The 25,844-nt window shown below is 70.0% G+C and carries 23 protein-coding genes; 14 read left to right on the top strand and 9 right to left on the bottom strand.

What is annotated here, in order from left to right:
* Positions 1 to 97 precede the first annotated feature (97 nt).
* Together sufU and ACUYTF_RS01210 are read right to left on the bottom strand one after the other, a co-directional pair.
* A complete protein-coding gene (gene sufU, locus ACUYTF_RS01215) occupies positions 98 to 571 on the bottom strand; it encodes a Fe-S cluster assembly sulfur transfer protein SufU (RefSeq protein ID WP_434141336.1) in 474 nt (157 codons plus the stop codon).
* Positions 568 to 1,866 carry an aminotransferase class V-fold PLP-dependent enzyme gene (locus ACUYTF_RS01210; RefSeq protein WP_449279220.1) on the bottom strand — a complete coding sequence of 433 codons (1,299 nt, stop codon included), beginning with the start codon at positions 1,864 to 1,866 and terminating at the stop codon, positions 568 to 570. Before ACUYTF_RS01210 ends, sufU begins: the two co-directional genes overlap by 4 nt.
* A gap of 279 nt (positions 1,867 to 2,145) precedes the next feature.
* Between ACUYTF_RS01210 and ACUYTF_RS01205 the strand changes: the two genes are divergently transcribed.
* Positions 2,146 to 2,991, top strand: a complete 846-nt coding sequence (locus ACUYTF_RS01205) for a hypothetical protein (protein WP_434141340.1) — start codon at positions 2,146 to 2,148, stop codon at positions 2,989 to 2,991.
* Positions 2,992 to 3,104: 113 nt separating this feature from the next.
* Positions 3,105 to 3,797 (top strand): hypothetical protein, encoded by a 693-nt coding sequence (locus ACUYTF_RS01200; RefSeq protein ID WP_434141342.1) that lies wholly within the window; start codon positions 3,105 to 3,107, stop codon positions 3,795 to 3,797.
* 9 nt (positions 3,798 to 3,806) lie between these two features.
* Here the strand turns inward: ACUYTF_RS01200 and ACUYTF_RS01195 are convergent, their stop codons facing one another.
* Positions 3,807 to 5,048, bottom strand: a complete 1,242-nt coding sequence (locus ACUYTF_RS01195; protein WP_434141344.1) for an MFS transporter — start codon at positions 5,046 to 5,048, stop codon at positions 3,807 to 3,809.
* A gap of 68 nt (positions 5,049 to 5,116) precedes the next feature.
* Between ACUYTF_RS01195 and rsmI the strand changes: the two genes are divergently transcribed.
* The 4 genes from rsmI (at position 5,117) to ACUYTF_RS01175 (ending at position 9,797) form a co-directional block, all read left to right on the top strand.
* Positions 5,117 to 5,950, top strand: a complete 834-nt coding sequence (gene rsmI / locus ACUYTF_RS01190; RefSeq protein WP_434141346.1) for a 16S rRNA (cytidine(1402)-2'-O)-methyltransferase — start codon at positions 5,117 to 5,119, stop codon at positions 5,948 to 5,950.
* A 118-nt stretch (positions 5,951 to 6,068) separates the two neighbouring features.
* On the top strand, positions 6,069 to 7,073 hold the full coding sequence (locus ACUYTF_RS01185) for an FKBP-type peptidyl-prolyl cis-trans isomerase (protein WP_434141348.1): 1,005 nt from the start codon (positions 6,069 to 6,071) through the stop codon (positions 7,071 to 7,073).
* 36 nt (positions 7,074 to 7,109) lie between these two features.
* Entirely contained in the window at positions 7,110 to 8,198 is a 1,089-nt protein-coding gene (gene dxr, locus ACUYTF_RS01180; protein ID WP_434141350.1) for a 1-deoxy-D-xylulose-5-phosphate reductoisomerase, read from the top strand.
* 117 nt (positions 8,199 to 8,315) lie between these two features.
* A complete protein-coding gene (locus ACUYTF_RS01175; RefSeq protein WP_434141678.1) occupies positions 8,316 to 9,797 on the top strand; it encodes a site-2 protease family protein in 1,482 nt (493 codons plus the stop codon).
* 3 nt (positions 9,798 to 9,800) lie between these two features.
* Here ACUYTF_RS01175 and ACUYTF_RS01170 read toward each other — a convergent pair whose 3' ends face one another.
* On the bottom strand, positions 9,801 to 10,748 hold the full coding sequence (locus ACUYTF_RS01170) for a D-alanyl-D-alanine carboxypeptidase family protein (RefSeq protein WP_434141352.1): 948 nt from the start codon (positions 10,746 to 10,748) through the stop codon (positions 9,801 to 9,803).
* Positions 10,749 to 10,881: 133 nt separating this feature from the next.
* Between ACUYTF_RS01170 and ispG the strand changes: the two genes are divergently transcribed.
* A complete protein-coding gene (ispG, locus tag ACUYTF_RS01165; RefSeq protein ID WP_434141679.1) occupies positions 10,882 to 12,012 on the top strand; it encodes a flavodoxin-dependent (E)-4-hydroxy-3-methylbut-2-enyl-diphosphate synthase in 1,131 nt (376 codons plus the stop codon).
* Positions 12,013 to 12,032: 20 nt separating this feature from the next.
* On the opposite strand, the gene ACUYTF_RS01160 is transcribed toward ispG, so the two are convergent.
* Positions 12,033 to 13,505, bottom strand: a complete 1,473-nt coding sequence (locus ACUYTF_RS01160) for an RNB domain-containing ribonuclease (RefSeq protein ID WP_434141354.1) — start codon at positions 13,503 to 13,505, stop codon at positions 12,033 to 12,035.
* Between the two features lie 73 nt (positions 13,506 to 13,578).
* On the opposite strand from ACUYTF_RS01160, the gene ACUYTF_RS01155 reads away from it, so the two are divergent.
* Positions 13,579 to 14,703: a TIGR00730 family Rossman fold protein gene (locus tag ACUYTF_RS01155; RefSeq protein ID WP_434141355.1), complete on the top strand. Its 1,125-nt coding sequence runs from the start codon at positions 13,579 to 13,581 to the stop codon at positions 14,701 to 14,703.
* Between the two features lie 9 nt (positions 14,704 to 14,712).
* Here ACUYTF_RS01155 and ACUYTF_RS01150 read toward each other — a convergent pair whose 3' ends face one another.
* The 4 genes from ACUYTF_RS01150 to ACUYTF_RS01135 all read right to left on the bottom strand — a co-directional run bounded on the left by ACUYTF_RS01150 (position 14,713) and on the right by ACUYTF_RS01135 (position 18,200).
* Entirely contained in the window at positions 14,713 to 15,048 is a 336-nt protein-coding gene (locus ACUYTF_RS01150; protein WP_434141357.1) for a type II toxin-antitoxin system RelE/ParE family toxin, read from the bottom strand.
* On the bottom strand, positions 15,029 to 15,268 hold the full coding sequence (locus tag ACUYTF_RS01145) for a type II toxin-antitoxin system ParD family antitoxin (RefSeq protein WP_434141359.1): 240 nt from the start codon (positions 15,266 to 15,268) through the stop codon (positions 15,029 to 15,031). The genes ACUYTF_RS01150 and ACUYTF_RS01145 overlap by 20 nt, the downstream gene beginning before the upstream one ends.
* 80 nt (positions 15,269 to 15,348) lie before the next feature.
* Entirely contained in the window at positions 15,349 to 15,795 is a 447-nt protein-coding gene (locus tag ACUYTF_RS01140) for a YdeI/OmpD-associated family protein (protein WP_434141361.1), read from the bottom strand.
* Positions 15,792 to 18,200: an ATP-binding cassette domain-containing protein gene (locus ACUYTF_RS01135; RefSeq protein ID WP_434141362.1), complete on the bottom strand. Its 2,409-nt coding sequence runs from the start codon at positions 18,198 to 18,200 to the stop codon at positions 15,792 to 15,794. Before ACUYTF_RS01135 ends, ACUYTF_RS01140 begins: the two co-directional genes overlap by 4 nt.
* Positions 18,201 to 18,382: 182 nt before the next feature.
* On the opposite strand from ACUYTF_RS01135, the gene ACUYTF_RS01130 reads away from it, so the two are divergent.
* From ACUYTF_RS01130 to glmM, 6 genes are all read left to right on the top strand, one after another.
* On the top strand, positions 18,383 to 18,961 hold the full coding sequence (locus ACUYTF_RS01130; protein WP_434141364.1) for a 50S ribosomal protein L25/general stress protein Ctc: 579 nt from the start codon (positions 18,383 to 18,385) through the stop codon (positions 18,959 to 18,961).
* Positions 18,962 to 19,091: 130 nt separating this feature from the next.
* Complete coding sequence (gene pth, locus ACUYTF_RS01125) at positions 19,092 to 19,715, top strand: aminoacyl-tRNA hydrolase (protein ID WP_434141365.1); 624 nt, start codon at positions 19,092 to 19,094, stop codon at positions 19,713 to 19,715.
* Positions 19,712 to 23,356 carry a transcription-repair coupling factor gene (gene mfd / locus ACUYTF_RS01120; RefSeq protein WP_434141367.1) on the top strand — a complete coding sequence of 1,215 codons (3,645 nt, stop codon included), beginning with the start codon at positions 19,712 to 19,714 and terminating at the stop codon, positions 23,354 to 23,356. Before pth ends, mfd begins: the two co-directional genes overlap by 4 nt.
* A 135-nt stretch (positions 23,357 to 23,491) precedes the next feature.
* Positions 23,492 to 23,938 carry a 50S ribosomal protein L13 gene (rplM, locus tag ACUYTF_RS01115; RefSeq protein ID WP_434141369.1) on the top strand — a complete coding sequence of 149 codons (447 nt, stop codon included), beginning with the start codon at positions 23,492 to 23,494 and terminating at the stop codon, positions 23,936 to 23,938.
* 37 nt (positions 23,939 to 23,975) lie between these two features.
* Entirely contained in the window at positions 23,976 to 24,455 is a 480-nt protein-coding gene (gene rpsI / locus ACUYTF_RS01110) for a 30S ribosomal protein S9 (protein ID WP_434141371.1), read from the top strand.
* Between the two features lie 16 nt (positions 24,456 to 24,471).
* Entirely contained in the window at positions 24,472 to 25,821 is a 1,350-nt protein-coding gene (gene glmM, locus ACUYTF_RS01105; RefSeq protein WP_434141373.1) for a phosphoglucosamine mutase, read from the top strand.
* Positions 25,822 to 25,844: the final 23 nt, after the last annotated feature.

Below are 25,844 nucleotides of genomic sequence, written 5' to 3'. Positions count from 1 at the left end.
TCCACAGAACTCGCGACGAGAGATCCACGAATTCGCCGAATAGCGTACCTGTGGAGGAAGAAGCTTTCGGCGATTTGGCGCCTCGCCCGCCTGCTTGCTACGCCAGTTGCGCCTCCACCTGGCGCAGGTCGGCCTCGAGGGCGACCCAGCCGAGCATGGCGCACTTCACCCGCATCACGAACTTCGAGACGCCCTGCAGCGCGACGGCGTCGCCGAGCAGCTCGTCGTCGGGCTCGCCGCCCTTACCGCGCGCCTGGATCATCTCGCGGAAGGCGTCGATGCGCACCTGCGCCTGCTCGAGCGTCAGCGGCTCCTCGCGGATCAGCTGCGACAGGATCGAGGCCGACGCCATCGAGATCGAGCAGCCCTGGCCCTCCCAGGCGATGCCGGTCACCGTGCCCGTCGCCGGGTCGACCGATACCGAGAGGTCGATCTCGTCGCCGCAGCTCGGATTGAACTCGTGATGCGATGCCGAGAGTTCGCCGACGGCCGGATCGAGCGCGCCCTTGCCGATCGGCCGCTTCGAATGGTCGAGAATGACTTCCTGGTACAGACCGTCGAGCGCGCTCATGCGGATACCTCCACGCCGAAGTACCGCTGGGCGCCGCGGAGCGCGTCGAGGAACCGATCGATCTCGTCCTCGGTGGTGGTCAGGTGCACGCTCGCCCGCGTCGACGAGGCGATGCCGAGGGCCCGGTGCAGCGGCTGGGCGCAGTGGTGGCCGACGCGCACGAGCACTCCCTGCTCGTCGAGGAACTGGCCGACGTCGTGCGCGTGCAGGCCTTCGACCGACACCGCCGCGAGCGCGACGCGCTTCGAAGCATCCGCCGGTCCGAGCAGGCGCAGCCCCGGGGTGGCGGCGATGCCGTCGACGAGGCGCTCGACGAGCTCGTGCTCGCGCGAAGCGGCGCGATCCATACCGACCTGCGAAAGGAACCCGACGGCCGCGCCGAGCCCGACCGCCTGCGATACGGGCTGCGTGCCCGGCTCGAAGCGCATGGGCGGCGGCATGTAGAGCGCCGACTCCATCGTCACCTTCGTGATCGCCGAGCCTCCCGTGCGCGACGGGGGCAGTGCGTCGAGCAGCTCGGGCCTGCCGTACAGTACGCCGAGGCCGTTCGGGCCGAGCATCTTGTGCGCCGAGAAGGCAGCGAAGTCGACGCCGAGCGCGCCGAGATCGACGGGGATGTGCGGCACCGACTGGCAGGCGTCGAGCACGGTGACCGCGCCGACGGCGTGCGCGAGCTCGACGAGCTCCGCGACCGGGGCGAAGTAGCCGGTGACGTTCGAGACGTGGGTGAAGGCGAAGACGCGCGTGCGCGCGTTCAGCGCCTCGCGGGCGTCGTCGAGCGTCCACGTGCCGTCTTCGCGCACCGGGATGTAGCGGAAGGTCGCGCCGGTCTTGGCGGCGAGGCGCTGCCACGGGATCAGGTTCGCGTGGTGCTCGCTCTCGGTGACGAGGATCTCGTCTCCCGGCTCGAGGCGGTAGCGTTCGCTGCCCGGCACGCCCAGAGCGTCGCCGGCGTTCGCTTCGAAGATGCCGAGCGCGAGGATGTTCAAGGCGTCGGTGGCGTTCTCAGCCCAGACGATCTGCTCGGGCGCCGGGGCGCCGACGAACTCCGCGACCGCGGCGCGGGCGCCCTCGAACGATTCGGTGGCCTGGCCGACCGCGCCGCTCGTGCCCCGATGCACCGCGGCGTTCGCCGATTCGAGGAAGCGCCGTTCGGCGTCGAGTACGACGCTCGGCCGCTGCGACGTCGCGGCCGAGTCGAGGTACGCGGCCGATCCGGGCGTCGCGTCGAGGTGTGCGAAATAGGGGAAGGCCGCGCGGAGCTCGGCGACCTCGGCATTGGAGAGAGCGGACATATCCACCATTCTTCCACTCGGGACTGTCTGCAGCCCTCAACCGCGTCGGCCGGCGCAGTATTCCGTCTGTCGCGGCCCCAGGGTCCGCCCATCGGCCTCATGGTAAAGACGCGCGTTGCGCTTTTTCTGGATGACGTCTAATGTTCTTGATGGGATGCTCACGGCATTCACGTAGTTTTCGGCAGCAAGATACTCGCGCTTCTGCAAGCACGACCGTATGAACGCGATACCAATGCCGAGAACCCGACTCAATTCTGCGGACTCCGAGGAGAACATTCAGTGAAGAATTCGACAGTGCGTCGTACGAACGTCGCAAAGGTCGGCCTGGCGCTGGCCGCCGCCGGAGCGCTCGCATTCGGCGGTATCTCACCCGCGTATGCGGCAGACCTGACGCTCGGGCCGGGCGACGTCGCCGGTTTCGAGAACGGCGACGAGACGCAGGTCGGTGCGGGCTACAACTACGACCAGTGGCATGTGGGTTCGAACTACGACCCGGAATTCGCACTCGAGCAGAGCGTGCAGTTCGGCGAGTGCTCGGTCACCGCCCTCGCGCAGACGAGCTCCGAGCCCGGTGTCTCGGTCGTGCAGCTGCTGAAGGGCTTCCCGATCGATGCGAGGCCGACCGCCGGACTCCCGGCCTACGGCGGCGACGGCACGCTCGCACCTATCGAAGGGCTCGTGAACTCGACCTCGATCGAGGTGCTGCAGGGCAGTGTCACGCTGCAGATCCCGGTTTTCGTCTTCGATGGCCTGGACGATGAGCCGCGCTCGCCCGAGTCGTTCTCCACGGTCCGATCCGTCGCGCTCGAGCCCGGCACCTATAACCTCGCCGATCTCGCACTGACCGATTCCAGCGGGTGGACGAGCTTCCTCGGCACCTCCTGGAGCGAGATCTACACGAACCTCCAGGCCGATGTCGACGACGACTACTACTTCCAGATCCTCGGCGTCGGTTTCACCGGCTCCGAAGGCGCTGAGGTGTCCACGGTCAGCTTCGGCGGCGACACCTACTACTTCGGCAGCGGTGACTGCGCTCCGGCTCCCGAGCCCCAGCCCGAGCCGCAGCCGCAGCCCGGCCCGACGGCGCCTAAGCCGCCGGTCGCGGTGCAGACGGCCGCCGAGTAACGGAATACAACGGAATAGTTTCACGAGCAGCGCAACGCTGCGCGGAGTGCGACGAGGTCTCCCGGGTGCGTCCCGGGAGACCTCGTCGCACTCGTGATGGAAGGGACCGCGAGATGACGGTTGCGGACGACGAACACGGACAAGGCGCTGAACCCGGGCCGCTCCCTGCCCGTCGGTTCGATTCGGAGACCGGGGCGGTGGCCGCCGACCTCGCACCTCGAACCGCCGAGCCGCGAGCGCGGAAGCGCTGGCCGTGGTTCGCCGCCGCCGGCGCCGTCGTGCTCGCGGGAGCGGGCATCGGCATCGCGGCGGCCCTGGGCGCATTCGCTCCGGCTCCCGAGCCGGTGGCCGAGCGACCCGCTACGACCGCACCTGCGTCTCCCGCCCCCACTACTCCGGCGCCCGCGCCGCCCCGCGAGCCGCTCACCACCAGCATCCCCTCGGTGCAGCAGATGCCCTACACGGAGGTGTGGAACCCGCCGGACGGCGGGCAGTACTTCTGGCAGATCGTGGACCCCGCGAACGGCTACCCGCAGACCGGGGGTACGACGTACGTGCTCGCGCACGCCTGCGAGAACCAGAGCTGTGCGGGCGACCAGTTGCGCAGCCTCGAAGCCGGCGACACGATCGACTACCTCGGCCAGGCGTACCGGGTGCAGGAGTCGCGCGAGATCCTGAAGACGGATATCGCCGCGCAGGACATCTGGTATCACGACCCGAATCGACTCGTCGTCATCACCTGCGTCATCGAGACGACTTGGGATCAGTCGGATAAGAACGACATCGTCATCGCGACGAAGCTGTGAACACCGGCATCATGAGCCTTCCGGCGGGGTGAGTGCCCAGTTCGCGGCGCCGCACGCCAGCACGAGCGTTCCGGCCCCGAGCGGCAGCAGCATCGCGACCTCGACGCCGGCGTCCTCGGCGACGGCTCCTGTGGCAGCGGCCGCGAGCGATTGCCCGAGCATGATGCCCGAACCGAGCATCGTCATCACGGTCGCCGAACGGCCCTCGGGGCTGCGGATCGCGCCGAAGCTGAAGATCGTGACGAGCAGCGGGCCGATGCCGATGCCCATGAGCGAGAGGCCGACGAGCACCGTGCCGACGGAATCCGCGCGCGCCAGTGCGATGCCGCCCACGATGATGAACAGGTTGAAGAGCAACCAGCGGTAGCGCAGGGTGAAGCGCGGCGAGAACAGCGCGACGCACAGGGCGAGGATGGCGGAGCCGACGCCCATCGCGCCGTAGAGCAGGCCCGCCGACTCGGCATCGCCCTGCTGCTGCATGAACGCGGTGAGCGTGGTGAGCGTGGTGCCGAAGATCAGCCCGACCGAGAAGATGCCGAAGACGATGACCAGGAGCGACGGTCGGAACAGGTGGCTCGCCGGGGCGAGCACCGCGGCGCGCTCCTCCTTCGTGCGGGCGGGCACGGCGGTGCGGTGCAGGGCGAAGGCGCCGACGAAGAACACGGTGAGCACCGCCGCGCCGACGATGGGCGCCCACGCGCCGAAGGCAAGCGCGAGCACGCCGACGATCACGGGGCCGAAGACGAACACCATCTCGTCGGCAGCCGACTCGTACGCGAGGATCGACGACAGGGCGCGGGGCGCGCGCTCCGGCGGCAGCCGGGTCGTCGCGATCGTGACCACCCGCGAGCGCGACATCGGCGACACCTGCGGCACGGTCGCGCCGACGAAGAACGCGGTGATGAACACCGCCGAATCCGGGGTGTCCGCGGTGGTCACCCAGGCGATCGCGACGAGCGCGAGGCTGTTGCACAGGCCGGCGACGATGAGGGTCGGGCGCTGGCCGAAGCGATCGGCGGCAGCTCCGATCAGCGGGCCGACGATCGCCGAGCCGATGCCGACCATCGCCGAGCCCAGCCCGGCGGTCTCCACGGAGCCGCGCAGCGAGACGATGAGGGTGAGCACGCCGACCACCAGCATCGCGAAGGGCAGCCGCGCGATGAAGGCGAGCGGGAAGTAGGCGAAGCCCGTATGCGAGATCAGCGTCGCGCCGCGCGGGGCGGGAGTCGGGGTGGAATCGGCGGGGAGCATAGCCGACACAGCCTAGCAGCGTTCGGGCGGAGGAGTGTGGCGCCGCGGGCGACGCGTACGATGAGGGGGTGATCATTCTCGCCGCCACGCCCATCGGCAACCTCGGGGACGCCTCGACCCGGCTGCGCGAGGTGCTCGGCTCCGCGAGCGTCGTCGCGGCGGAGGACACGCGCCACACGGTGCAGCTGCTGCGGCTGCTCGGCATCGAGCACCGCCCGGAGCTCGTGGCGCTGCACGACCACAACGAGCACGACCGTGCGGCGCAGCTCGTCGACCGCGCCGAGCACGAGGACCTCGTGCTCGTGAGCGACGCTGGCATGCCCACCGTCTCCGACCCCGGCTTCCGCGTCGTGCAGCTCGCGGCCGAGCGCGGCGTGCAGGTCACCGCCGTTCCCGGCCCCTCCGCGGTCGTCACCGCGCTCGCGGTCGCGGGGCTCCCGACCGATCGCTTCGCCTTCGAGGGGTTTCTGCCGCGCAAAGCGGGCGAACGCGGTCGCGCGCTCGCGATGCTCGCCGACGAGCGCCGCACGCTCGTATTCTTCGAAGCGCCGACGCGGCTCGCGGCGTCGCTCGCAGACCTCGCCTCGGCGTTCGGCGGCGACCGGCCCGCGGCCGTCTGCCGCGAGCTCACCAAGCTGCACGAGGAGGTGCGCCGCGGCCCGCTCGACGAGCTCGCCGAATGGGCGGCCGGCGGCGTGCGCGGCGAGATCGTCGTCGTGGTCGGGGGAGCGCCCGAACGGACCGTCTCGCCCGAGACCGCCCTCGCCGACGTGCAGCTGCGCGTCGCGGGCGGCGAACGCCTGAAGGACGCCGCCCGCGCGGTCGCCGAGGCCACGGGGCTGTCGGCCAGGGATCTCTACGAGGCCGCCCTCGACGCGCGTCGGGGCGACGGCGCCCGGTGATCCCTGGCGCCGAATACAGAGAACGCAAAGACCGATGGACCAGACTGGGGAGCTGCGCCGATTCGCGCCGCGCGTCGCCGCCCCGGATCATGCCGACCCGTTAGTGAGGAACCCAGCTGTGAAGCTCACCCGCACCATCCTGCCCGCCGCCGCCGTGGCGGCCCTGCTCCTGATGACCGCCTGCTCGAGCGGAGGCCCCACCCAGGACGCCTCGGGGGCCGATTGCATGGCGCCGGGCGATGCCAGCAAGTCGATCGAGCTCTCGGGCGAGACGGGCGCCGAGCTCAAGCTGAAGTCGAAGACGCCGGTGCGCACCGAGACCACCGAGCGCTCGGTCATCACCGAGGGCAAGGGCGCGGTCGTCGCCGAGGGCGACGCGATCACCTACTCGATCACGGTGTTCAACGGCGCCACCGGCAAGATCCTCGAAGCCGATGACGGCGCGGGCAACATGATGCCCATGGCGAACCAGGACATCGAGGGCGTCTTCTCTGCCGCAGCCGGTTCCGACCCGCTCGCGGGCGGCGTGCTCAGCTGCGCCACCGAGGGCCAGCGCGCCGTCGCCGTGGTACCGCTCGCGTCGATCCTGAACGGTTCGACCCCCGAAGACGCCGGTGTTCCCGATATGACCGAGAAGGACGCCATCGTCGTCGCGGTCGACACCACCAAGATCACCCGCGGCGATGGTGCGGCCGCCTCGGGGGCGGAGGATGAGATCGTCTGCGAGAAGCTCGACAAGCGCGATGAGCAGTACCCGAAGGTCGACCTCGGCGACGGCGCCTCCGAGCCGAAGATCACCATCCCCGAGTGCATGGAGCCGCCGACCGACCTCGAGATGCAGGTGCTCGAGGAGGGCGATGGAGCCGTCGTCGCCGAGGGCGACGAGATCATGACCAACTACGTCGGCGTCGACTGGAACGGCGCGGTGCGCTTCGACGGCAACTGGAGCGAGACCGGCATCCCGTTCAGCACCGAGAAGGGCAAGCTGATCGAAGGCTTCCGCTCGGCGATGATCGGTCAGAAGATCGGGTCGACGATCCTCGTCACCATGCCCTCCGACCAGGGCTACAACGATGGCATGACCCGCACCTTCGTGCTGCAGCTCGTCGAGAAGAGCGCCTAGGCGCCCCGCGCCGGTGGCTTCGGGCACAATGGTGGCATGAAGCGCGTCATCATCCTCGGATCCACCGGTTCGATCGGCGAGCAGGCGCTCGACGTCGTGCGCCGCAACCCGTCGAAGTTCCAGGTCGTCGGGCTTATCGCCGGTACGCAGGGCGAGCTCGTGCAGCAGCAGGCCGAGCAGTTCAACGTCGAGCACACCGGCCTCGGCGCGGACGCGGCGGTGCAGCTCATCCGAGATGTGCCCGCCGATGTCGTACTGAACGGCATCACCGGCTCGATCGGCCTCGCCCCGACGCTCGCGGCGCTCGAAGCGGGGCGCACGCTCGCCCTCGCGAACAAGGAGTCGCTCATCGTCGGCGGCGATCTTGTCACGGCGGCCGCGAAGCCCGGTCAGATCGTGCCGGTCGACTCCGAGCATTCGGCCATCGCGCAGGCGCTGCGATCGGGCTCCCGCGACGAGGTTCGCAGGCTCGTGCTGACCGCGTCGGGCGGCCCGTTCCGCGGCCGCACCCGCGACGCGCTGCGCGACGTCACGCCCGCCGAGGCGCTCGCGCACCCCACCTGGGATATGGGCCGCGTCGTGACCACGAACTCGGCGACCCTCGTGAATAAGGGCCTCGAGGTCATCGAGGCCCACCTGCTCTTCGGCGTCTCGTACGGCGACATCGAGGTGGTGGTGCACCCGCAGTCGATCGTGCACTCCATGGTCGAGTTCGTCGACGGCTCGACGATCGCCCAGGCCTCGCCCCCCGACATGCGCCTGCCCATCGCGCTGGGCATGACCTGGCCCGACCGTCTCGCGAACGTCGGCGCGCCGCTCGACTGGAGCACCGCCTCGACCTGGGAGTTCGAACCGCTCGATTCCGAAGCGTTTCCCGCCGTCGAACTCGCGAAGGAGGTCGGGCGGGCGCGCCGCACCTACCCGGCGGTGTTCAATGCCGCGAACGAGCAGGCCGTCGAGGCGTTCCACGCCGGTCGCATCGGCTACCTCGACATCGTCGACACGGTGCGCGACGTGCTCGAGAAGCACACCGCCCCCGACGCGCTCACGCTCGACACGCTCGTCGAGGCCGAGCGGTGGGCGCGCGAGCAGGCCGAGAAAGCGATCGCGGCGAAGGCCCGGTAGCGCCGCGGGTACGGCCAGACCCGACAGGGATCGTCGAGCCCGTCACGCGCAGCGTTCACCGGGCGCGCTCCCCGAAACTCCACAGCGCCGACCAGTAGCCTGAACCGCGTGATCGAAGTGCTGCTGTATGTGCTCGGAGTCGTGATCCTGCTCGCGGGTCTCGCGCTCTCCATCGCCCTGCACGAGGTCGGCCATCTGCTGCCGGCGAAGCTCTTCGGCGTCAAGGTGACGCAGTACATGATCGGCTTCGGCAAGACCATCTGGTCGCGCCGCATCGGCGAGACCGAGTACGGCGTCAAGATGCTGCCGTTCGGCGGATACGTCGCGATGACGGGCATGTACCCGCCGCAGAAGCCGGGGGAGGCGCCGCGCGCCTCGACGACAGGGTTCTTGAACACGGTCGTGCAGGAGGGCGGCGCGGTCGCCCACCGCGACGGTCGCGGCGCCGTGCTCGAGATCGAGCGCGAGCTCGACCGCGTCGGCGATGCCGGCGACGGCGCTGTTGCGGGCGGCGATGCCGAAGACGTGCCGGGGGAGTCCCGCAGAGGGATCGCCGGCCTCGTCGACGAGGCGCGGCTCGCCAGCGCCGAGACGATCGCGCACGGGGAGGACCACCGCACCTTCTACCGGCTGCCCGTGTGGAAGAAGATCATCATCATGCTCGGCGGGCCGTTCATGAACCTGGTGCTTGCCTTCGTGTTCTTCGCGATCGCGCTGGTCGGCTTCGGCGTGCCGCAGTCGAGCACGACCCTCGCCCAGGTGAGCGAATGCCTGCTGCCCGCCTCGAGCACGTCGACGAGCTGCTCGACCGGCGACCCGGCGGCCCCCGCCGCCGCGGCCGGGCTGCTGCCGGGCGACCGCATCGTCTCTGCCGACGGCGCCCCGATCGACGACTGGCAGCGGTTCAGGGATCTCGTCTCGGCGTCGCCGGGAGTGCCGATCGATCTCGTGATCGAGCGCGGCGGGGCCGAGCAGCGCCTCGAGCTCACCCCCGTGGCGAACGAGCGCGCGGTGGTCGACGACAAGGGTGCCGCCGTCACAGGTGCGGACGGCGCACCGGTCACCGAGACCGTGGGCATGGTCGGCGCGACGCCGGCCTCGGAGACCGTCGCGCTGCCGATCACGGCCGTGCCGGCCTACGTCGGCGATAACGTCGCGAACGTCGCGGGCGTCATCGTGCGCCTCCCCGAGCGCATGGTCGATGTCTGGAATGCGGCGTTCGGCTCGGAGGCGCGCGACCCGAACGGCCCGATGGGCGTCATCGGGGTCGGCCGCCTCGCGGGCGAGGTCGCGAGCCTCGACCAGGCGCCGGTCGCGGCGCGCACCCAGATCATGGTGCAGCTGCTCGGCTCGCTGAACGTCGCGCTCTTCGTGTTCAACCTGGTGCCCCTCATGCCGCTCGACGGCGGGCACGTCGCGGGCGCCCTGTACGAGGGGCTGAAGCGCGGCATCGCGCGCCTGCGCGGCAGGCCCGATCCGGGCCCGGTCGATACCGCGCGCATGGTGCCCGTCACCTTCGTCGTCGTGATCGCGCTCGGCGCGATGAGCGTGCTGCTCGCCTACGCCGACATCGTGAAACCGGTGTCGCTCTTCGGCTAGCTCCTAGTAGGTCGGGGCGGCGGGGAGGCCGAAGTAGTCCTCGAGGTTCGGGATGCCCTTCGCCTGCATGTCGGCGGCGACCTCCGGCCCGACGTAGCGGAAGTGCCAGGGCTCGTACACGTAGCCGACGACGGGCTCCTGGCCCGGCTGGTAGCGCATGATGAAGCCGAAACGGTACGCGTTGTCGCGCGCCCAGATGCCCTGCGGCGTGCCGCCGAACGCCTCGCTGAGACCGCAGCCGCCGCACTCCGTGATGTCCATCACGAGCCCGGTCTGGTGCTCCGAGAAACCGGCCCGAGCCGAGTAGGTCTCGGCCGCCTCGACGCCGTCCGACGCGACGTAGCTGTCGAAGAGGGACACCTGGTAGTAATAGTCGCGGAAGCCGCTGGCGATCGTGAACGGGACGCCGGCGGCCGAGGCCTCGGCGTACATCGCCTCGGCCGCCGCCGCTGCCTCCGCGCGCATCGGCTGGCCGTTCTGATTCGGCACGTTCGGCATCACGAGGTCGCCGGGGGCCCAATCGATCGGATTGAACGGGCGCTGCTTGTTGACGACCACCTGGTACGAGGCGGGGTCGTCGACCGACCACTGCGGGGCCGGCGGTTCGACGGGCACCTCTTCGACGGGCGGAGCGGGCTCGGGCGTCGGCTCCGGTGTCGGTGTCGGAGTCGGAGACGGCGTGCGCTTCGGCGCCGCGGGCTTCGACGCCTCGGCCGCGGTGCTCTGCTGCGACATCGCCGAGATCGTGGCCCAGGTCGCACCGCTCGCACCGAGCACGGCGGCGACCCCGATCACGGTGCCGATGAGGAGGCGCTTCCGCCTGCGCCCGCTCGCAGCCGCGGGAGTGCTTGCCGGGGTCGGGGGCGTCTCAGCCGCGCCGTCGCTCTGCTCGCGCGCCTGTTCGTCGTGAATGCCTTGCACGAGGTCTGAGAGGTCGTCGGGGTTCGTCATCGCTGCCAATCGCACGTCCGGGTCTGCGTCACAGGCGATCCTACCCGCGGCACCGGGCGACCCGGCGGAGGAGCACGGCGCTTCCCGGGACGACCGCTGTAGACTCGGGCCCGTGGCAGCTGTGAATCTGGGAATGCCGTCCGTGCCCGAGGTGCTCGCACCGCGGCGCGCGACTCGGGCGATCAAGGTCGGTTCGGTGACCGTCGGCGGCGGTGCGCCGGTGTCGGTGCAGTCGATGACGACGACGCCGACGACCGACATCAACGCGACGCTGCAGCAGATCGCCGAGCTCACGGCGTCGGGCTGCGACATCGTGCGCGTCGCCGTGCCGAGCCGCGATGACGCCGAAGCACTGCCGATCATCGCGATGAAGAGTCAGATCCCGGTCATCGCCGACATCCATTTCCAGCCCAACTACGTGTATGCGGCGATCGATGCGGGCTGCGCCGCGGTGCGAGTGAACCCGGGCAACATCCGCAAGTTCGACGACCAGGTCGGCGAGATCGCGAAGCGCGCGAAGGCCGCCGGGGTGTCGCTGCGCATCGGCGTGAACGCGGGTTCGCTCGAGCCGAGCCTGCTGCAGAAGCACGGCAAGCCGACCGCAGAGGCGCTCGTGGAGAGCGCCGTCTGGGAGGCCTCGCTCTTCGAGGAGCACGACTTCCACGATTTCAAGATCTCGGTCAAGCACAACGACCCGATCGTCATGGTGAAGGCGTACCGGCAGCTCGCCGAACGCGGCGACTGGCCGCTGCACCTCGGCGTCACCGAGGCCGGCCCCGCGTTCCAGGGCACGATCAAGAGCGCCACCGCGTTCGGCATCCTGCTCTCCGAGGGCATCGGCGACACGATCCGCGTCTCGCTCTCGGCCCCTCCGGTCGAGGAGGTGAAGGTCGGCCTGCAGATCCTGCAGTCGCTGAACCTGCGCGAGCGCAAGCTCGAGATCGTCTCGTGCCCGTCGTGCGGCCGCGCCCAGGTCGACGTCTATACGCTCGCCGAAGAGGTCACGAAGGGCCTCGAGGGCATGAGCGTGCCGCTGCGCGTCGCCGTCATGGGCTGCGTCGTGAACGGCCCGGGCGAGGCCCGCGAGGCCGATCTCGGCGTCGCGAGCGGCAACGGCAAGGGTCAGATCTTCGTGAAGGGCGAAGTCATCAAGACGGTGCCCGAGAGTGAGATCGTCGCGACCCTCATCGCCGAGGCGAACCGCATCGCCGAGGAGATGGGGCACGAACGCGAATCGGGCGCGCCCGAGGTCGTCACCGTCTAGACGATCGGCTCCGGCGGCCGTCAGGCGAGCGCGAGCGCGAGCCTGCCGCTCGGCACGTCGGCGCTCACCACCCGCGCCGAAACCTCGGTGCCCGGCGCGAGTCTCTCGGGCACCGGTTCTGCCGACGCCGTGATCGGCGGGTCCGCGATCTGCAGGCGCGCACGCGACCCGCGCACCTCGAGCACGGTTGCGGCGACCACATCGCCGATGCGGTCGTGCAGCAGCGCGGCCTCGACGCGGTCGAGCGCCTCGCCGCCGATGCGGCCCGCGAGCGACGACGAGGCCCGCATGAGCGCGGGCAGGTCGCCGAGGCTCGCCCGCGCCCACTCGGGTACGGGGGAGCCCGAGCAGAGCGCTTCGCAGATGACGAGGCCCCAGCGGTCGACGAGGCGTCGCAGCGGCGCCGTCACGTGCGCGTAGGGGGCGGCGATCGCCGACTGCACGGCGTCCTCGGCCGAGACCGTCCCGCCCGCGTCGAACACGGTGTAGCCCGCGCCGCGGAAGAGGCTGGCCGCAGCGTGAAGCACGGCGAGGCCCTGCGCCGTGTCGCGGGGCACATCGCGCAGGTAGTCGCCGTACGCCGTGCGCTCGGGCCACGGGAGCCCGAGCGCCCGCACGCGCACCTTGAACTCGGCGAGGGTCTCGGCTTCGGGCGCCGGCATGGTGCGCAGAATGCCGATGCCGCCGTCGAGCATGATGCGGGCCGCAGCCATGCCGGTGAGGAGGGACAGCTGCGCGTTCCACTCCTCGACGGGCAGCGGCGACCGGCGTTCGATGCGGTAGCCGGAGTCGTCGCACACGATCTCCTCGTCGGGCATGCTCAGGCTCGCGCCGCCGCGCCGGTGCTCCTGCGCGATGCGCAGCAGACCGAACTCGCGCAGCAAACGCACCTGCTCGCGCGCGCTCTCCGCGTCGATCTCCCGCTGCGCTGCGGCGTAGTCGAGTCGTGCGCGCGAGCGGACGAGGGCGCGCTCGACCCGTGCCGGCGCCGCGGCGCCTCCCTCGAACTCCGCGGCTCCCGACGCGTCGACAGGGATCGTCCAGACGTACGCCGTGCGGTCGCCGGTCGGGTGCAGAGACACCCGGTCCTCGCTGAGGATCGGCGGGTGCAGCGGGACGAGGCCGTCGGGCAGGTAGAGGGTCTGCCCGCGCCGCCGCGCCTCCAGATCGATGGCGCCGCCGGGCCGCACGAACGACGGCACGTCGGCGATCGCGTACCGCAGCACGTAGCCGCCGGCGGCGTCGCCCGCGGGGGCGGGCTCGATGCAGAACGCCTGGTCGAGATCCTGCGACCCCTCGGGGTCGAGCGTGACGAACGCGATCCCGCGCAGATCGAGGTCGGGGAGCGGGCCGCCATGCGCCGCCTCGGCCTCGGCCAGCACCTCGGCCGGGAAGCCGACGGGCACGCCCGATTCGGTGCGGAGCTCGGAAAGAGCGGCCGCGAGGCCGTTCTGTTCCGTCCGCCGGGTGAGATGCGCGCGCCGACTGGGCATGGCCCCAGCCTAGACCTCCCTGCGCGGGGCGCCGCCCGGAATCTTCCGTTCCGATCTCCTAGACTCTGCAGATATGGCCGATCACGTACAGAATCCCGCCGACGACGCTCTCGCCCGATCGATCGACGCGCTGCTCGCGGAGGCAGGCATCGCGCACCAGCGCAAGCTCGTCGAACAACTGATCGAAACGAGTCTCGGCCTGGGAGAGGACGGCACGAGCCGCGCCAATCTGAAGCTCACCGCGGCCGCGATCGCCGAGATGCGGCGCGCCTTCCAGCTCTTCGCCGGCCACGAGGGCCCGCGCAAGGTGACGATCTTCGGCTCGGCGCGCACCCTCGTCGGCGACCCGCTCTGGGAGCAGGCCGAAGCGGCGGCGCGCAGCCTCTCGGAGCTCGGATGGATGGTCGTGACGGGGGCCGGCCCCGGCATCATGGAGGCCGCAGCGCGCGGTGCGGGCCCCGAGATGTCGCTCGGGGTCTCGATCCGGCTCCCCATGGAGGAGAAGCCGAACGACATGATCAACCAGGACGGCAATCACGTCGCCATGCGCTACTTCTTCACGCGCAAGCTCATGCTTGTGAAGGAGTCGAGCGGATTCGTCTGCCTGCCCGGCGGCTTCGGCACGCTCGATGAGACGTTCGAGCTGCTCACGCTGCAGCAGACGGGAAAGATGCTGCCCGCCCCGATCGTGCTGCTCGACCGGCCCGGCGGAGATTTCTGGGGCGGCTTCGAACGCTTCGCCCGCGAACAGCTCGCCGCGTCGGGCATGATCGCCGAGGACGACCTGGATCGGGTGCTCATCACCGACTCCGCCGAGGAGGCGGTCGAGGAGATCGCCGGGTTCTGGCGCAACTTCGACTCGCTGCGCTGGGTGCCCGACCGCAGCGCGACCGGCCCCGGGGCGCCCGAGGCGGAGGCGCGCTCGGCGGCGGGCGACGGCGAGCCGCCGAAGTACGACCGCCTCGTGCTGCGGCTGCGCGCGGAGCCGACCGCGGCCGAGATCGCCCAGCTGAACGAGCGGTTCGGCGAGATGCTCGCGGAAGGCCGCATCGAGACGACCGGCCCGGTCGGCCCCGAGGTCGTCGACCGCGACCGGCTCGAGCTGCCGCGCCTGACGCTCGTGCCGATGCCGCGCGCGGTCGGCAAGCTGCATCGGCTCATCCGGGCGATCAACGCGCTGGAGTCCGCGCCCCGCTGACCGCTGAGCCTACTCGTCGCTCGACGCGGCGAGATGCTGGGGAATGTCCCGACGTTCGTGCAGGACGCGCAGAACCTCGATGCGACTCTCGTCGGCGATCTCGATGTAGAACAACAGGTACGGGAAGTCTCGAGCCTTGCAGAATCGCAGTACGGCGCCGGGAAGAGCCTTCGAATACGCGTCTGAGCCGAGTGCAGGATAGTCGACGATGCGGTGAGAAGCCTCGGCCATCGCGTCGATGAACCGATCTGCGATGTCGTTCGAGCTGTGCTCGGCGTACCAGGCGACTGCACTGAGGTATTCGAGTCGCGCCTGGTCCGTCCAATTAAGCGTCGGCGTGCTCACGCGCGATCCGCCTTGCTTCAGCGTGTATCTCTTCCGAGGACATCGTCGACAGCGGCGAGTTCATCCCGTCGAGGATCTTCTGCCGGAAGATCGCCTCCTCGCGCTTCTCGCGGATGAGCTGGCGCATGTATTCGCTCGCCGAGGTGTACGCGCCGTCGTGCACTTCGTGCTCGACGAACTCCTTGAGCTCGTCACTGAGGGAGATGTTCATCGTGGCCATGCCCGGATTCTACTGCGAATGACAATCTTTGTCATAGGTCATGCAATATATCGGCCCTAACCCGATGCGGCTTTGGCGTGTCAAGCCCCCGCTGCGGCGCGCGCGACGGCGGTCGCGATGCGGCGCTCGCGGGTCTCGGGGCGCTTCGCCTCGAGGATCGCGTTCACGAGCTCCTTGCGGTGCGTGAAACTGAGTCGGTCGAACGACTCGCGGCTGCCGGGTGCCGCGTCGAGCGCCGCGGCGAGATCGGCGGGCATTTCGACTTCTCGGGGCGCAGTGTCGAGCGCTATCCCAGCCTCGATCTCATCGCCGATCTCGACGCCGAGCGCGGCGCGGTTGGCTTTCGAGATGCCGATCATGTACGCGCCGCCCATCGAGGCGAGGCGCAGCCGCGCCGAACGCCCGCCGATCGTGACGATCACGGCCGCGCGCTTGCCGCCGCCGAGCGCGGCGACCTGACCCTCGTCGAGAACGATCGCAGTGGCCGGGCCGTGGGGCTCGAGCACGGTGCGCACGGTGAGGCTCATCCCGCCTCCTCCTCGCCCCGCGCCACGTAGGCGGCGAGATGCCGCCCGGTGAGCGTCGAGCCGTCCTCGACGAGCGCCCGCGGCGATCCCTCGAACACGACCTCGCCTCCCGTATGGCCCGCGCCCGGGCCGATGTCGATGATCCAGTCGGCATGCGCCATCACGGCCTGATGGTGCTCGATCACGATGACGCTCTTGCCCGCATCGACCAGGCGGTCGAGCAGTTCGAGCAGACGCTCGACATCCGCGAGGTGCAGCCCCGTCGTCGGCTCGTCGAGCACGTAGACGTCGGCGTCCTCGATCATGCGGATCGCGAGCTTCAGGCGCTGGCGTTCGCCGCCGGAGAGCGTCGAGAGCGGTTGGCCGAGCTTGATGTATCCGATGCCGGCCTCGACGAGGCGGTCGAGGATCTTCGCGGCCTTCGGCACCTTCGCCTCGGCGCCCGCCTCCGAGGTTCCGGCGAAGAACTCCCGCGCTTCCGCCATCGACAGGTCGAGCACCTCGGCGATGCTCTTGCCGCCGAGCGTGTACTGCAGCACCTCCGAGTCGTAGCGCTTGCCGTCGCACACCTGGCAGACGCTCTCCATCGTCGCCATCATGCCGAGGTCGGTGTAGATGATGCCGGCGCCCTTGCATTCGGGGCAGGCGCCCGCTGAGTTGGCGCTGAAGAGCGCCGGTTTCACGCCGTTCTGCTTCGCGAATGCCGTGCGCACCGGGTCGAGCAGGCCGGTGTACGTCGCCGGGTTCGAGCGCCTGGACCCCTTGATCGGTCCCTGGTCGACCGCCACGACGCCCTCCCGATTCGAGACGTACCCGTGCACGAGCGTGCTCTTGCCCGAGCCCGCCACTCCTGTGACGGCGCAGAGCACGCCGAGCGGGAAGTCGACGTCGACGCCCGTGAGGTTGTGCTTGTCGGCGCCGCGCACCTCGAGCGCGCCGGTCGCCTCGCGCACCGTCACCTTGAGCTTCGCCCGATCGTCGAGATGCCGCCCCGTGCGCGTCCCCGAAGCGCGCAGGCCGTCGACGGTGCCCTCGAAGCAGATCTCGCCGCCGTCGGTGCCGGCACCGGGCCCGAGATCGACGACGTGGTCCGCGATCCCGATCATCTCGGGCTTGTGCTCGACGACGAGCACCGTGTTGCCCTTGTCGCGCAGCTTCACGAGCAGCGCGTTCATGCGCTGGATGTCGTGCGGGTGCAGGCCGATCGACGGCTCGTCGAAGACGTAGGTCGCGTCGGTGATGGGGGAGCCGAGGTGGCGGATCATCTTCGTGCGCTGCGACTCTCCGCCCGACAGCGTGCCGGTCGGGCGCTCGAGCGAGAGGTAGCCGAGCCCGATCTGCACGAACGAGTCGAGCGTGTCGATGAGCTTCGCGATCAGCGGCGCGAGCCCGGGGTCGTCGATCGTGCGCGCCCACGCCGCCACATCCGAGATCTGCATCGCGCACACATCGGCGATCGAGCGCCCGTCGATCTTCGATGATCGCGCGGTCGCGTTCAAGCGGGTGCCGTCGCATTCGGGGCAGGTGCGGAAGACGATCGCGCGATCCACGAACGCGCGGATGTGCGGCTGCATCGCCTCGCGATCCTTCGACAGCATCGACTTCTGGATCTTCGGGATGAGGCCCTCGTAGGTGAGGTTCACGCCCTCGACCTTGATCTTCGTCGGCTCCTTGTGGAGCAGGTCGTCGAGCTGCCGCTTCGTGAAATCGCGGATCGGCGTGTCCATCGGCACGACGCCCGAGAAGACGCGCCCGTACCAGCCGTCCATGCTGTAGCCCGGCACCTTGAGGGCCCCGTCGTTCAGCGACTTGTCGGCGTCGTAGAGCTCGGCGAGGTCGAAATCGCTCACCGAGCCGCGGCCCTCGCAATTCGCGCACATGCCGCCGAGCACCTCGAACGAGCGCCGCTCCTTCACGGTGCGGCCGCCCTTCTCGACGGAGACCGCGCCCGCGCCCGAGACCGAGGCGACGTTGAACGAGAACGCGTTCGTGCCCCCGATGCGCGGCGATCCGAGGCGCGAGAAGACGATGCGCAGCATGGCGTTCACATCGGTCGCCGTGCCGACGGTCGAACGGGGGTTCGCGCCCATGCGCTCCTGATCGACCGTGATCGCGGTGGTGAGCCCCTCGAGCACATCGACGTCGGGGCGCGACTGCGTGGGCATGAACCCCTGCACGAACGCGCTGTACGTCTCGTTGATGAGCCGCTGCGACTCGGCCGCGATCGTGCCGAAGACGAGCGAGCTCTTGCCCGACCCCGAAACTCCCGTGAACGCGGTCAGACGGCGCTTCGGGATCTCGACGTTCACGTTCTTGAGATTGTGCTCGCGTGCTCCGGAGACTCGGATGCGATCGTGCGAATCGGCGGGGTGGACCTGCGCTCGGCCCGCGGCTTCAGTGCTCATAGGGGACAGGGTAGCGCGGGCAGGGGCCGTGCGCTCGCCATCGTGTATTATGGGTTGCTGTACTTCGGCGAGGGGCGCAGCACTGCGCCCGTGATCGACGCGGTAGTGCCTCTCACGGGCCCTTCTGACGCGCCAATCGGCGAGACAATTCGAAAGGGCGCAAGGCCCGTAAAGGAGACATCATGAGCGAGAACAAGCTCGTCGCGAATGCACGCGACAACTTCGGCAAGGGCGCAGCGCGCAAGCTCCGCGCCGCCGGCCAGACCCCGGCCGTCGTCTACGGCCACGGCACCGACCCGCTGCACATCTCGGTCGATGCGCACGCCCTCAGCCTGATCGTCCGCCAGGCGAACGCGCTCATCGAGCTCGACGTCGACGGCAAGCCCCAGCTCGTGCTGGTCAAGGACGTGCAGAAGGATCCGGTGCGCCAGATCATCGAGCACATCGACCTCATCGTCGTGAAGAAGGGCGAAAAGGTCGAGGTCGAGGTTCCGGTGCACGTCACCGGCGTCTCCTTCTCGGGCACCAACGCGCTGCAGGAGCTCAACACCCTGCGCCTGAGCGTCCCCGCGACGAACATCCGCGACTTCGTCGAGGTCAGCGTCGAGGGCCTCGAGGCCGGCACCCGCATCGTCGCCGGCGACGTCCAGCTCGACGCCGATGAGCTGCTGCTCGACGCTGCCGACCAGCTCGTCGTGCACATCGTCACCCCGCGCGGCGCTTCGGAGGACGAGGGCGCCGAGGCAGAGGCCGCCGAGTAAGCGACCCACCGCAGCAGAACCCGTCGGGCCGGCCATCGCGCCCGACGGGTTTTTGCATGCCGCGGATCGTGACCCCGGTCAGCGATCTGCGGCAGAATTGTCGGGGGCCGATGCGAGCATGGAGGCGTTGATGTTCTGGCGCACACGGAATGAGGGAGCGGAACGAGTGTCCGAAGACAGCTGGTTGATCGTCGGCCTGGGCAACCCGGGGGCGAAGTACGAGACCACCCGGCACAACGTGGGCCAGATGGTGCTCGACGTGATCGCCGATCGGCTCTCCGCGCGCTTCTCCTCGCACCGCACCGGCGCGCGCGTCGCCGAAGGACGCATCCGTCCGGGCGGGCCGAAGGCGGTCCTCGCGAAATCGAACGGATACATGAACACTTCGGGCGGCCCGGTCTCCGCGCTCGCGAAGTACTTCGGCGTGCCGGCCGAGCGCATCATCGTGATCCACGACGAGCTCGACCTGCCGTTCGACACGCTCAAGCTCAAGCAGGGCGGCGGCCACGGCGGCCACAACGGCCTCCGCGATATCGCCAAGGCCCTCGGCACCCCCGATTTCCTGCGCGTGCGCGTCGGTATCGGGCGGCCGCCCGGGCAGCAGGACGCGGCCGACTTCGTGCTGCGGCCGTTCTCGAGCGGCGAGCGGTCGACGCTCGCCGTGCTGCTCGAGGACGCCGCGGACGCGGCCACCGCGCTCATCGACGACGGCCTGCTCGCGGCGCAGCAGCAGTTCCACGGAGCCAAGCAGTGAGCCTCGGCGGCATCGAGCGGCTGCTCGAGCAGTCGGAGTCGTTTCTGCAGGCGCAAGACGCCGCCGCGCAGGATGCCGACTTCTCGGTGACGGAGGGGCTGCGCGCCCCGCTGGTCGCCGGGCTCCTGCGACGGCTGCGCGGCGGCGGCGACCGCGGGGCGCTGCTGCTCATCGCGGCCACGAGTCGCGAAGCCGATGCCCTGCGCACTGCGATCGCATCGATTCTCCCGAAGGCCGACACCGTCGAGTTCCCGGCGTGGGAGACGTTGCCGCACGAGCGGTTGAGCCCGAGCCCCGAGACCGTCGGGCGCCGCGCGCAGGCGCTGCGCATGCTGCGGGAGCACACCGGCGAGCGCATGCTCGTCGTGGTCGCCTCGGTGCGCGCCGCACTGCAGCCGATCTCGCCGCACGCGGCGACGGCCGAGCCGCTCGTTCTGACAGCGGGCGCCGCATCCGACGGCCTCGACACCGTCGCTCGCGCACTCGTCGATCGCGCGTACACCCGGGTCGACATGGTCACCCGGCGCGGCGAGTTCGCCGTGCGCGGCGGCATTCTCGACGTGTTCCCGCCCGAAGCGCCGCACGCGGTGCGCGTCGACTTCTTCGGCGACGAGGTCGACCAGATCCGGGCCTTCTCCGTCTCCGACCAGCGGTCGGCAGGCGACCCGCTGCCCGCGGTCGAGCTGTGGCCGGCGCGCGAACTGCTGCTGACCGACGATGTGCGCGAGCGCGCCGCCGCGCTGCTGCCCCGGTTCCCGGCGCTCGGCACCCTCCTCGAGAAGTTGAGCAACGGCATCCCGGTCGAGGGGATGGAGAGCCTGCTCCCGCTGCTCGTGCCCGAACTGCTCCCGCTCACCTCGCTCATGCCCGAGGGCGGGGCCGTGCTCGTGGCGTCGCCCGAGCGCGTCGCCGGGCGCGCGGTGAGCCTCGTCGAGACGAACCGCGAGTTCCTCGAGGCGGCCTGGCATGCGGCGACCGCGGGCGCGGATGCGCCGATCCCCGCCGACGACTCGAGCATGCTCACGATGCGGGAGCTGCGATCGGGCTCCCGGGGCCTGCGCCCGTGGTGGACTCTCTCGAGCTTCGTGCACGGCGAGGATGCATCCGCCGAGCACGAGGGGGGCGCCGACCCCGTCGTGCCCGTCGACCCCGCCGCGATCGCCGTGCACGGCGCGCCCTTCCCGCGCCCGGCGCAGAGCGCAGACCCGACGGGCGCCGCCATCCGAGTGCTCGGCGAGCGCATGCGCGAAGGCTGGCATGCGGTCGTCGCCGCCCAGGGCATGGGGCTCATCGAGCGCGCCCGCGACGTGCTCGCCGAGGCGGGCGCCGCCGCGCGCATCGTCGACGAGCTGCCCGCAGAGCTCGAGAACGGCGTCGTCTACCTCGTCACCGGCGTCGCGCCATCCGGCTTCGAGAGTCCCGAGGCGAAGCTGCTGCTCGCCACCGAGGCCGAGTTCTTCGGCCGCGCCGTCAGCGCTCAGGCCGCGGGCAGCCAGAAGCTCGCCCGGCGCCGCGGCAAGAACGTCGTCGACCCCCTGAAGCTCGTCGCCGGCGACTACGTCGTGCACGAGACCCACGGCATCGGCCGCTTCGTCGAGCTGACGCAGCGCATGGTGCCGACCGGCATGGGGCGCGATGCCGAGAAGGCGCCCCGCGAATACCTCGTGCTCGAATACGCCGCCTCGAAGCGCGGGCTGCCCAAGGACAAGCTGTACGTGCCCACCGATCAGCTCGACCAGCTCTCGCGCTACGTCGGCGGCGAGGCGCCCGCCCTGTCGAAGATGGGCGGCAGCGACTGGTCGAACGCCAAGTCGAAGGCCCGCAAGGCCGTGCGCGACATCGCCGTCGAGCTCGTGAAGCTCTACTCGGCGCGCGTCGCCTCGAAGGGGCATGCGTTCTCGCCCGACACCCCCTGGCAGCACGAGCTCGAGGAGGCGTTCCCGTACGCCGAGACGCTCGACCAGCTCACCACCATCGACGAGGTGAAGCGCGACATGGAGCGGCCGATCCCGATGGACCGCCTGCTCGCCGGCGACGTCGGCTTCGGCAAGACCGAGGTGGCCGTGCGCGCGGCGTTCAAGGCGGTGCAGGACGGCAAGCAGGTCGCCATGCTCGTGCCCACCACGCTGCTCGTCACGCAGCACCTCGAGACCTTCCAGAACCGCTTCGCAGGTTTCCCCGTATCCATCCGCCCGCTCAGCCGCTTCCAGACCGAGAAGGAGTCGACCGATACGATCGAGGGCCTGGCTGCGGGCACCGTCGACGTCGTCATCGGCACCCACCGGCTCCTCGCCGAGAGCGTGCGCTACAAGGATCTCGGGCTCCTCATCGTCGACGAGGAGCAGCGCTTCGGCGTCGAGCACAAGGACGCGCTGAAGAAGCTGAAGACCGGCGTCGACATTCTCGCGATGAGTGCGACGCCGATTCCGCGCACCCTCGAGATGGCGGTCACCGGCATCCGCGAGATGTCGACGCTCGCGACCCCGCCCGAGGATCGCCACCCGATCCTCACCTTCGTCGGCCCGCGCAGCGACAAGCAGATCGCCGCCGCCATCAGGCGCGAGCTGCTGCGCGAAGGGCAGGTCTTCTTCGTGCACAACCGCGTCTCGTCGATCGGGCGCATCGCCGCCCAGATCTCGGAGCTCGTGCCCGAGGCGCGCGTCGCCGTCGCCCACGGCAAGCTCTCGGAGCATCAGCTCGAGCGCGTGGTGCAGGATTTCTGGGAGCGCAAGTTCGATGTGCTCGTCTCGACCACGATCATCGAGACCGGCCTCGACATCGCGAACGCCAACACCATCATCATCGACGCCGCCGACAAGTACGGCCTGAGCCAGCTGCACCAGCTGCGCGGCCGTGTCGGGCGCAGCCGCGAACGCGCCTACGCCTACTTCCTCTACGACCCCGACAAGCCGCTCACCGAGCACGCGCACGAGCGACTCGAGACGCTCGCGACGAACAACGAGCTCGGCTCGGGCATGCAGGTCGCGCTGAAGGATCTCGAGCTGCGCGGTGCCGGCAACCTGCTCGGCGGCGAGCAGTCGGGGCACATCGCGGGCGTCGGCTTCGACCTCTACCTGCGCATGATCGGCGAGGCCGTGAACACGTTCAAGGGGGAGGAGACGAGCGGGCCCTCCGAGCTCGTGCTCGAGCTGCCCGTCGACGCGCACATCCCCGAGGCGTACGTCGAGAGCGAGCGGCTCAGGCTCGAGGCCTACCAGAAGTTCTCGGCCGCATCGCACCCGCAGGCTCCGGAGGATCACGTCGCGCTCGTGCTCGAGGAGCTCACCGATCGCTACGGCGAGCCGCCCGCGGAGGTCGAGCGCCTCGCTGCGGTCTCGGCGCTGCGCCGCCGGGTCACGAAGCTCGGCATCGCGAAGCTCGTCGCGATCGGCCCGAACCTGCGTATCGAACCCGTGCGGCTGCTCGACTCGCGGCGCATGCGCATGAACCGCATGTACCCGGGCGCCCGCTACACCGAATCCACGGGGGTGCTGCAGATCCCGATGCCGGGCTCTGCCTCGCCCGCGCGCAGCCCGCTCGCGTCGGTCGGACGCAAGCCGACGGACGATGACGGCGATGTCGTGGCCTGGGCAGGGCGCGTGCTCGCGCACCTGCTCGAGGACGATGCGCCGGCCGCGTGATCCCTGTGCTAAAGTAGACCCTTGGTGCGCAAGCGCCCGATTTGTTGAGCCCTCCACGGCCCCTGCACCCTCGCGGGACGGGGCACGGAGCGGGATTCACGAAACACCTCCATTTCGACAGAAAGCAGCACGACAGTGACTCGCACTTATTCGCCGAAGGCAGCTGAGCAGAAGCACGACTGGATCGTCATCGACGCCACCGACGTGGTTCTCGGCCGTCTCGCCTCGCACGCGGCAGCCCTGCTCCGCGGCAAGCACAAGACCACGTTCGCCCCCCACATGGACATGGGCGACTACGTCATCATCGTGAACGCCGACAAGGTCGTTCTGACCGCCAACAAGGCGGCCAAGAAGATGGCCTACCGTCACTCGGGCTACCCGGGCGGCCTCACCGCCGTCAGCTACACCGAGCTCCTCGCGAACAACCCGGAGCGCGCGGTCGAGAAGGCCATCCGCGGCATGCTTCCCAAGAACTCGCTGGGTGCCGACCTGTTCCGCAAGCTGAAGGTCTACGCGGGTGCCGAGCACCCGCACGCCGCGCAGCAGCCCACCCCCTACACCTTCGGCCAGGTCGCGCAGTAATCGCGCCCGACGAGACGTTCAAGAGAGAGACTGCACAGTGACTGAAGAGCAGACCGTGGCCACCGAGAGCTACACCACCGAGACCCCGGCCGCCCAGGCGACCGAACAGGCCCCGCGCCCCGCGCTCACCGTTCCCGGTGCCGGCGTCGGCCGCCGCAAGCGCGCGATCGCGCGCGTGCGCCTCATCCCCGGTTCGGGCACCGCGACCGTCAACGGCCGCGAGCTCGCCGAGTACTTCCCGAACAAGCTGCACCAGCAGCTCATCACCGACCCGTTCACGGTGCTCGAGCTGAACGGCTCGTACGACGTGATCGCACGCATCACCGGCGGCGGCCCCTCGGGCCAGGCGGGCGCCCTGCGTCTCGCCATCGCTCGCGCGCTCAACGAGATCGACGCCGAGCACAACCGCCCGACGCTGAAGAAGGCCGGCTTCCTGAGCCGCGACGCCCGCGTCATCGAGCGCAAGAAGGCCGGCCTCAAGAAGGCGCGCAAGGCTCCGCAGTACTCGAAGCGCTAAGCTTCGGAGCTTCCTTATGGGACGCCTTTTCGGCACCGATGGGGTTCGGGGTCTGGCCGGGGTCGATGTGACCGCCGACCTGGCCCTGGGCCTCGCCCATGCAGCGGCTCTCGTTCTCGGCCGTTCGGCCCGGAGCGAGAGCCGTCGTGCTACCGCCGTCGTCGCGCGCGACCCGCGCGTCTCCGGTGAGTTCATCGCGGCCGCTGTTGCAGCCGGCCTCGCCTCCGCCGGAGTCGACGTGCTCGACGCCGGCGTCATCCCGACCCCGGCAGCGGCGTACCTCGTCGCCGACACCGGCGCCGATTTCGGCGTCATGGTCTCGGCCTCGCACAACCCCGCCGCCGACAACGGCATCAAGTTCTTCGCTGAGGGCGGGCGCAAGCTCGCCGACGACATCGAGGACGCGATCCAGGAGGCCATGAGCCGGCCCCCGATCGCGGTCACCGGACGCGAGGTCGGCCGCATCCGCCGCTTTGCCGACGCCGAGGACCGCTATCTCGTGCACCTGCTCGGCACCCTCGAAGGCCTCCGCCTCGACGGGCTGCACGTCGTGCTCGACTGCGCGCACGGCGCCGCGGCCGGCATCTCGCCCGACGTCTTCAGCGACGCCGGTGCGAAGGTCACCGTGATCGGCAACGACCCCGACGGCTTCAACATCAACGACGGCGTGGGCTCCACCCACCTCGAACCGCTGATCGCCGCAGTCACCGAGCACGGCGCCGACCTCGGCATCGCGCACGACGGCGACGCCGACCGCTGCCTCGCGATCGACGCCGACGGCAACGTCGTCGACGGCGACCGCATCATGGCGATTCTCGCGCTCTCGATGTCGGCGCGCGGCCGCCTCGAGCAGAACACGCTCGTCGCGACCGTCATGTCGAACCTCGGACTGAAGCTCGCGATGGCCGACAACGGCATCGATGTCGTCGAGACCGGAGTGGGCGACCGCTACGTGCTCGAGTCGATCAACGCGAATGGCTACTCGCTCGGGGGCGAGCAGTCGGGCCACGTCATCATGAGCGAGTACGCGACGACCGGCGACGGCATCCTCACCGGCCTGCACATCGCGGCCGAGATGGTGCGCAGCGGCAAGACGCTCGCCGAGCTCTCGACATGCATGACCGTGTACCCGCAGGTGCTCGTCAACGTGCGAGGCGTCGACCGGACCGGCGTGAACGGCGACGAAGTGCTGCAGCAGGCCGTGACCCAGGCGGGTATCGCGCTCGGCGGCAAGGGCCGCGTGCTGCTGCGCCCCTCGGGCACCGAGCCCGTCGTGCGCGTCATGGTCGAGGCCGAGCACGAGGACCAGGCGCTGAGTCTCGCGAACGACCTCGCGGCCATCGTCAAGGAGCGCCTCGCGGTCTAGCAGATCCTCGTCGGAGAGCTCAC

This window comes from Leucobacter sp. GX0328, from assembly GCF_053567315.1.
Note: the sequence above shows the minus strand (reverse complement) of the source record. Positions and strands in the feature narration are given on the sequence as shown.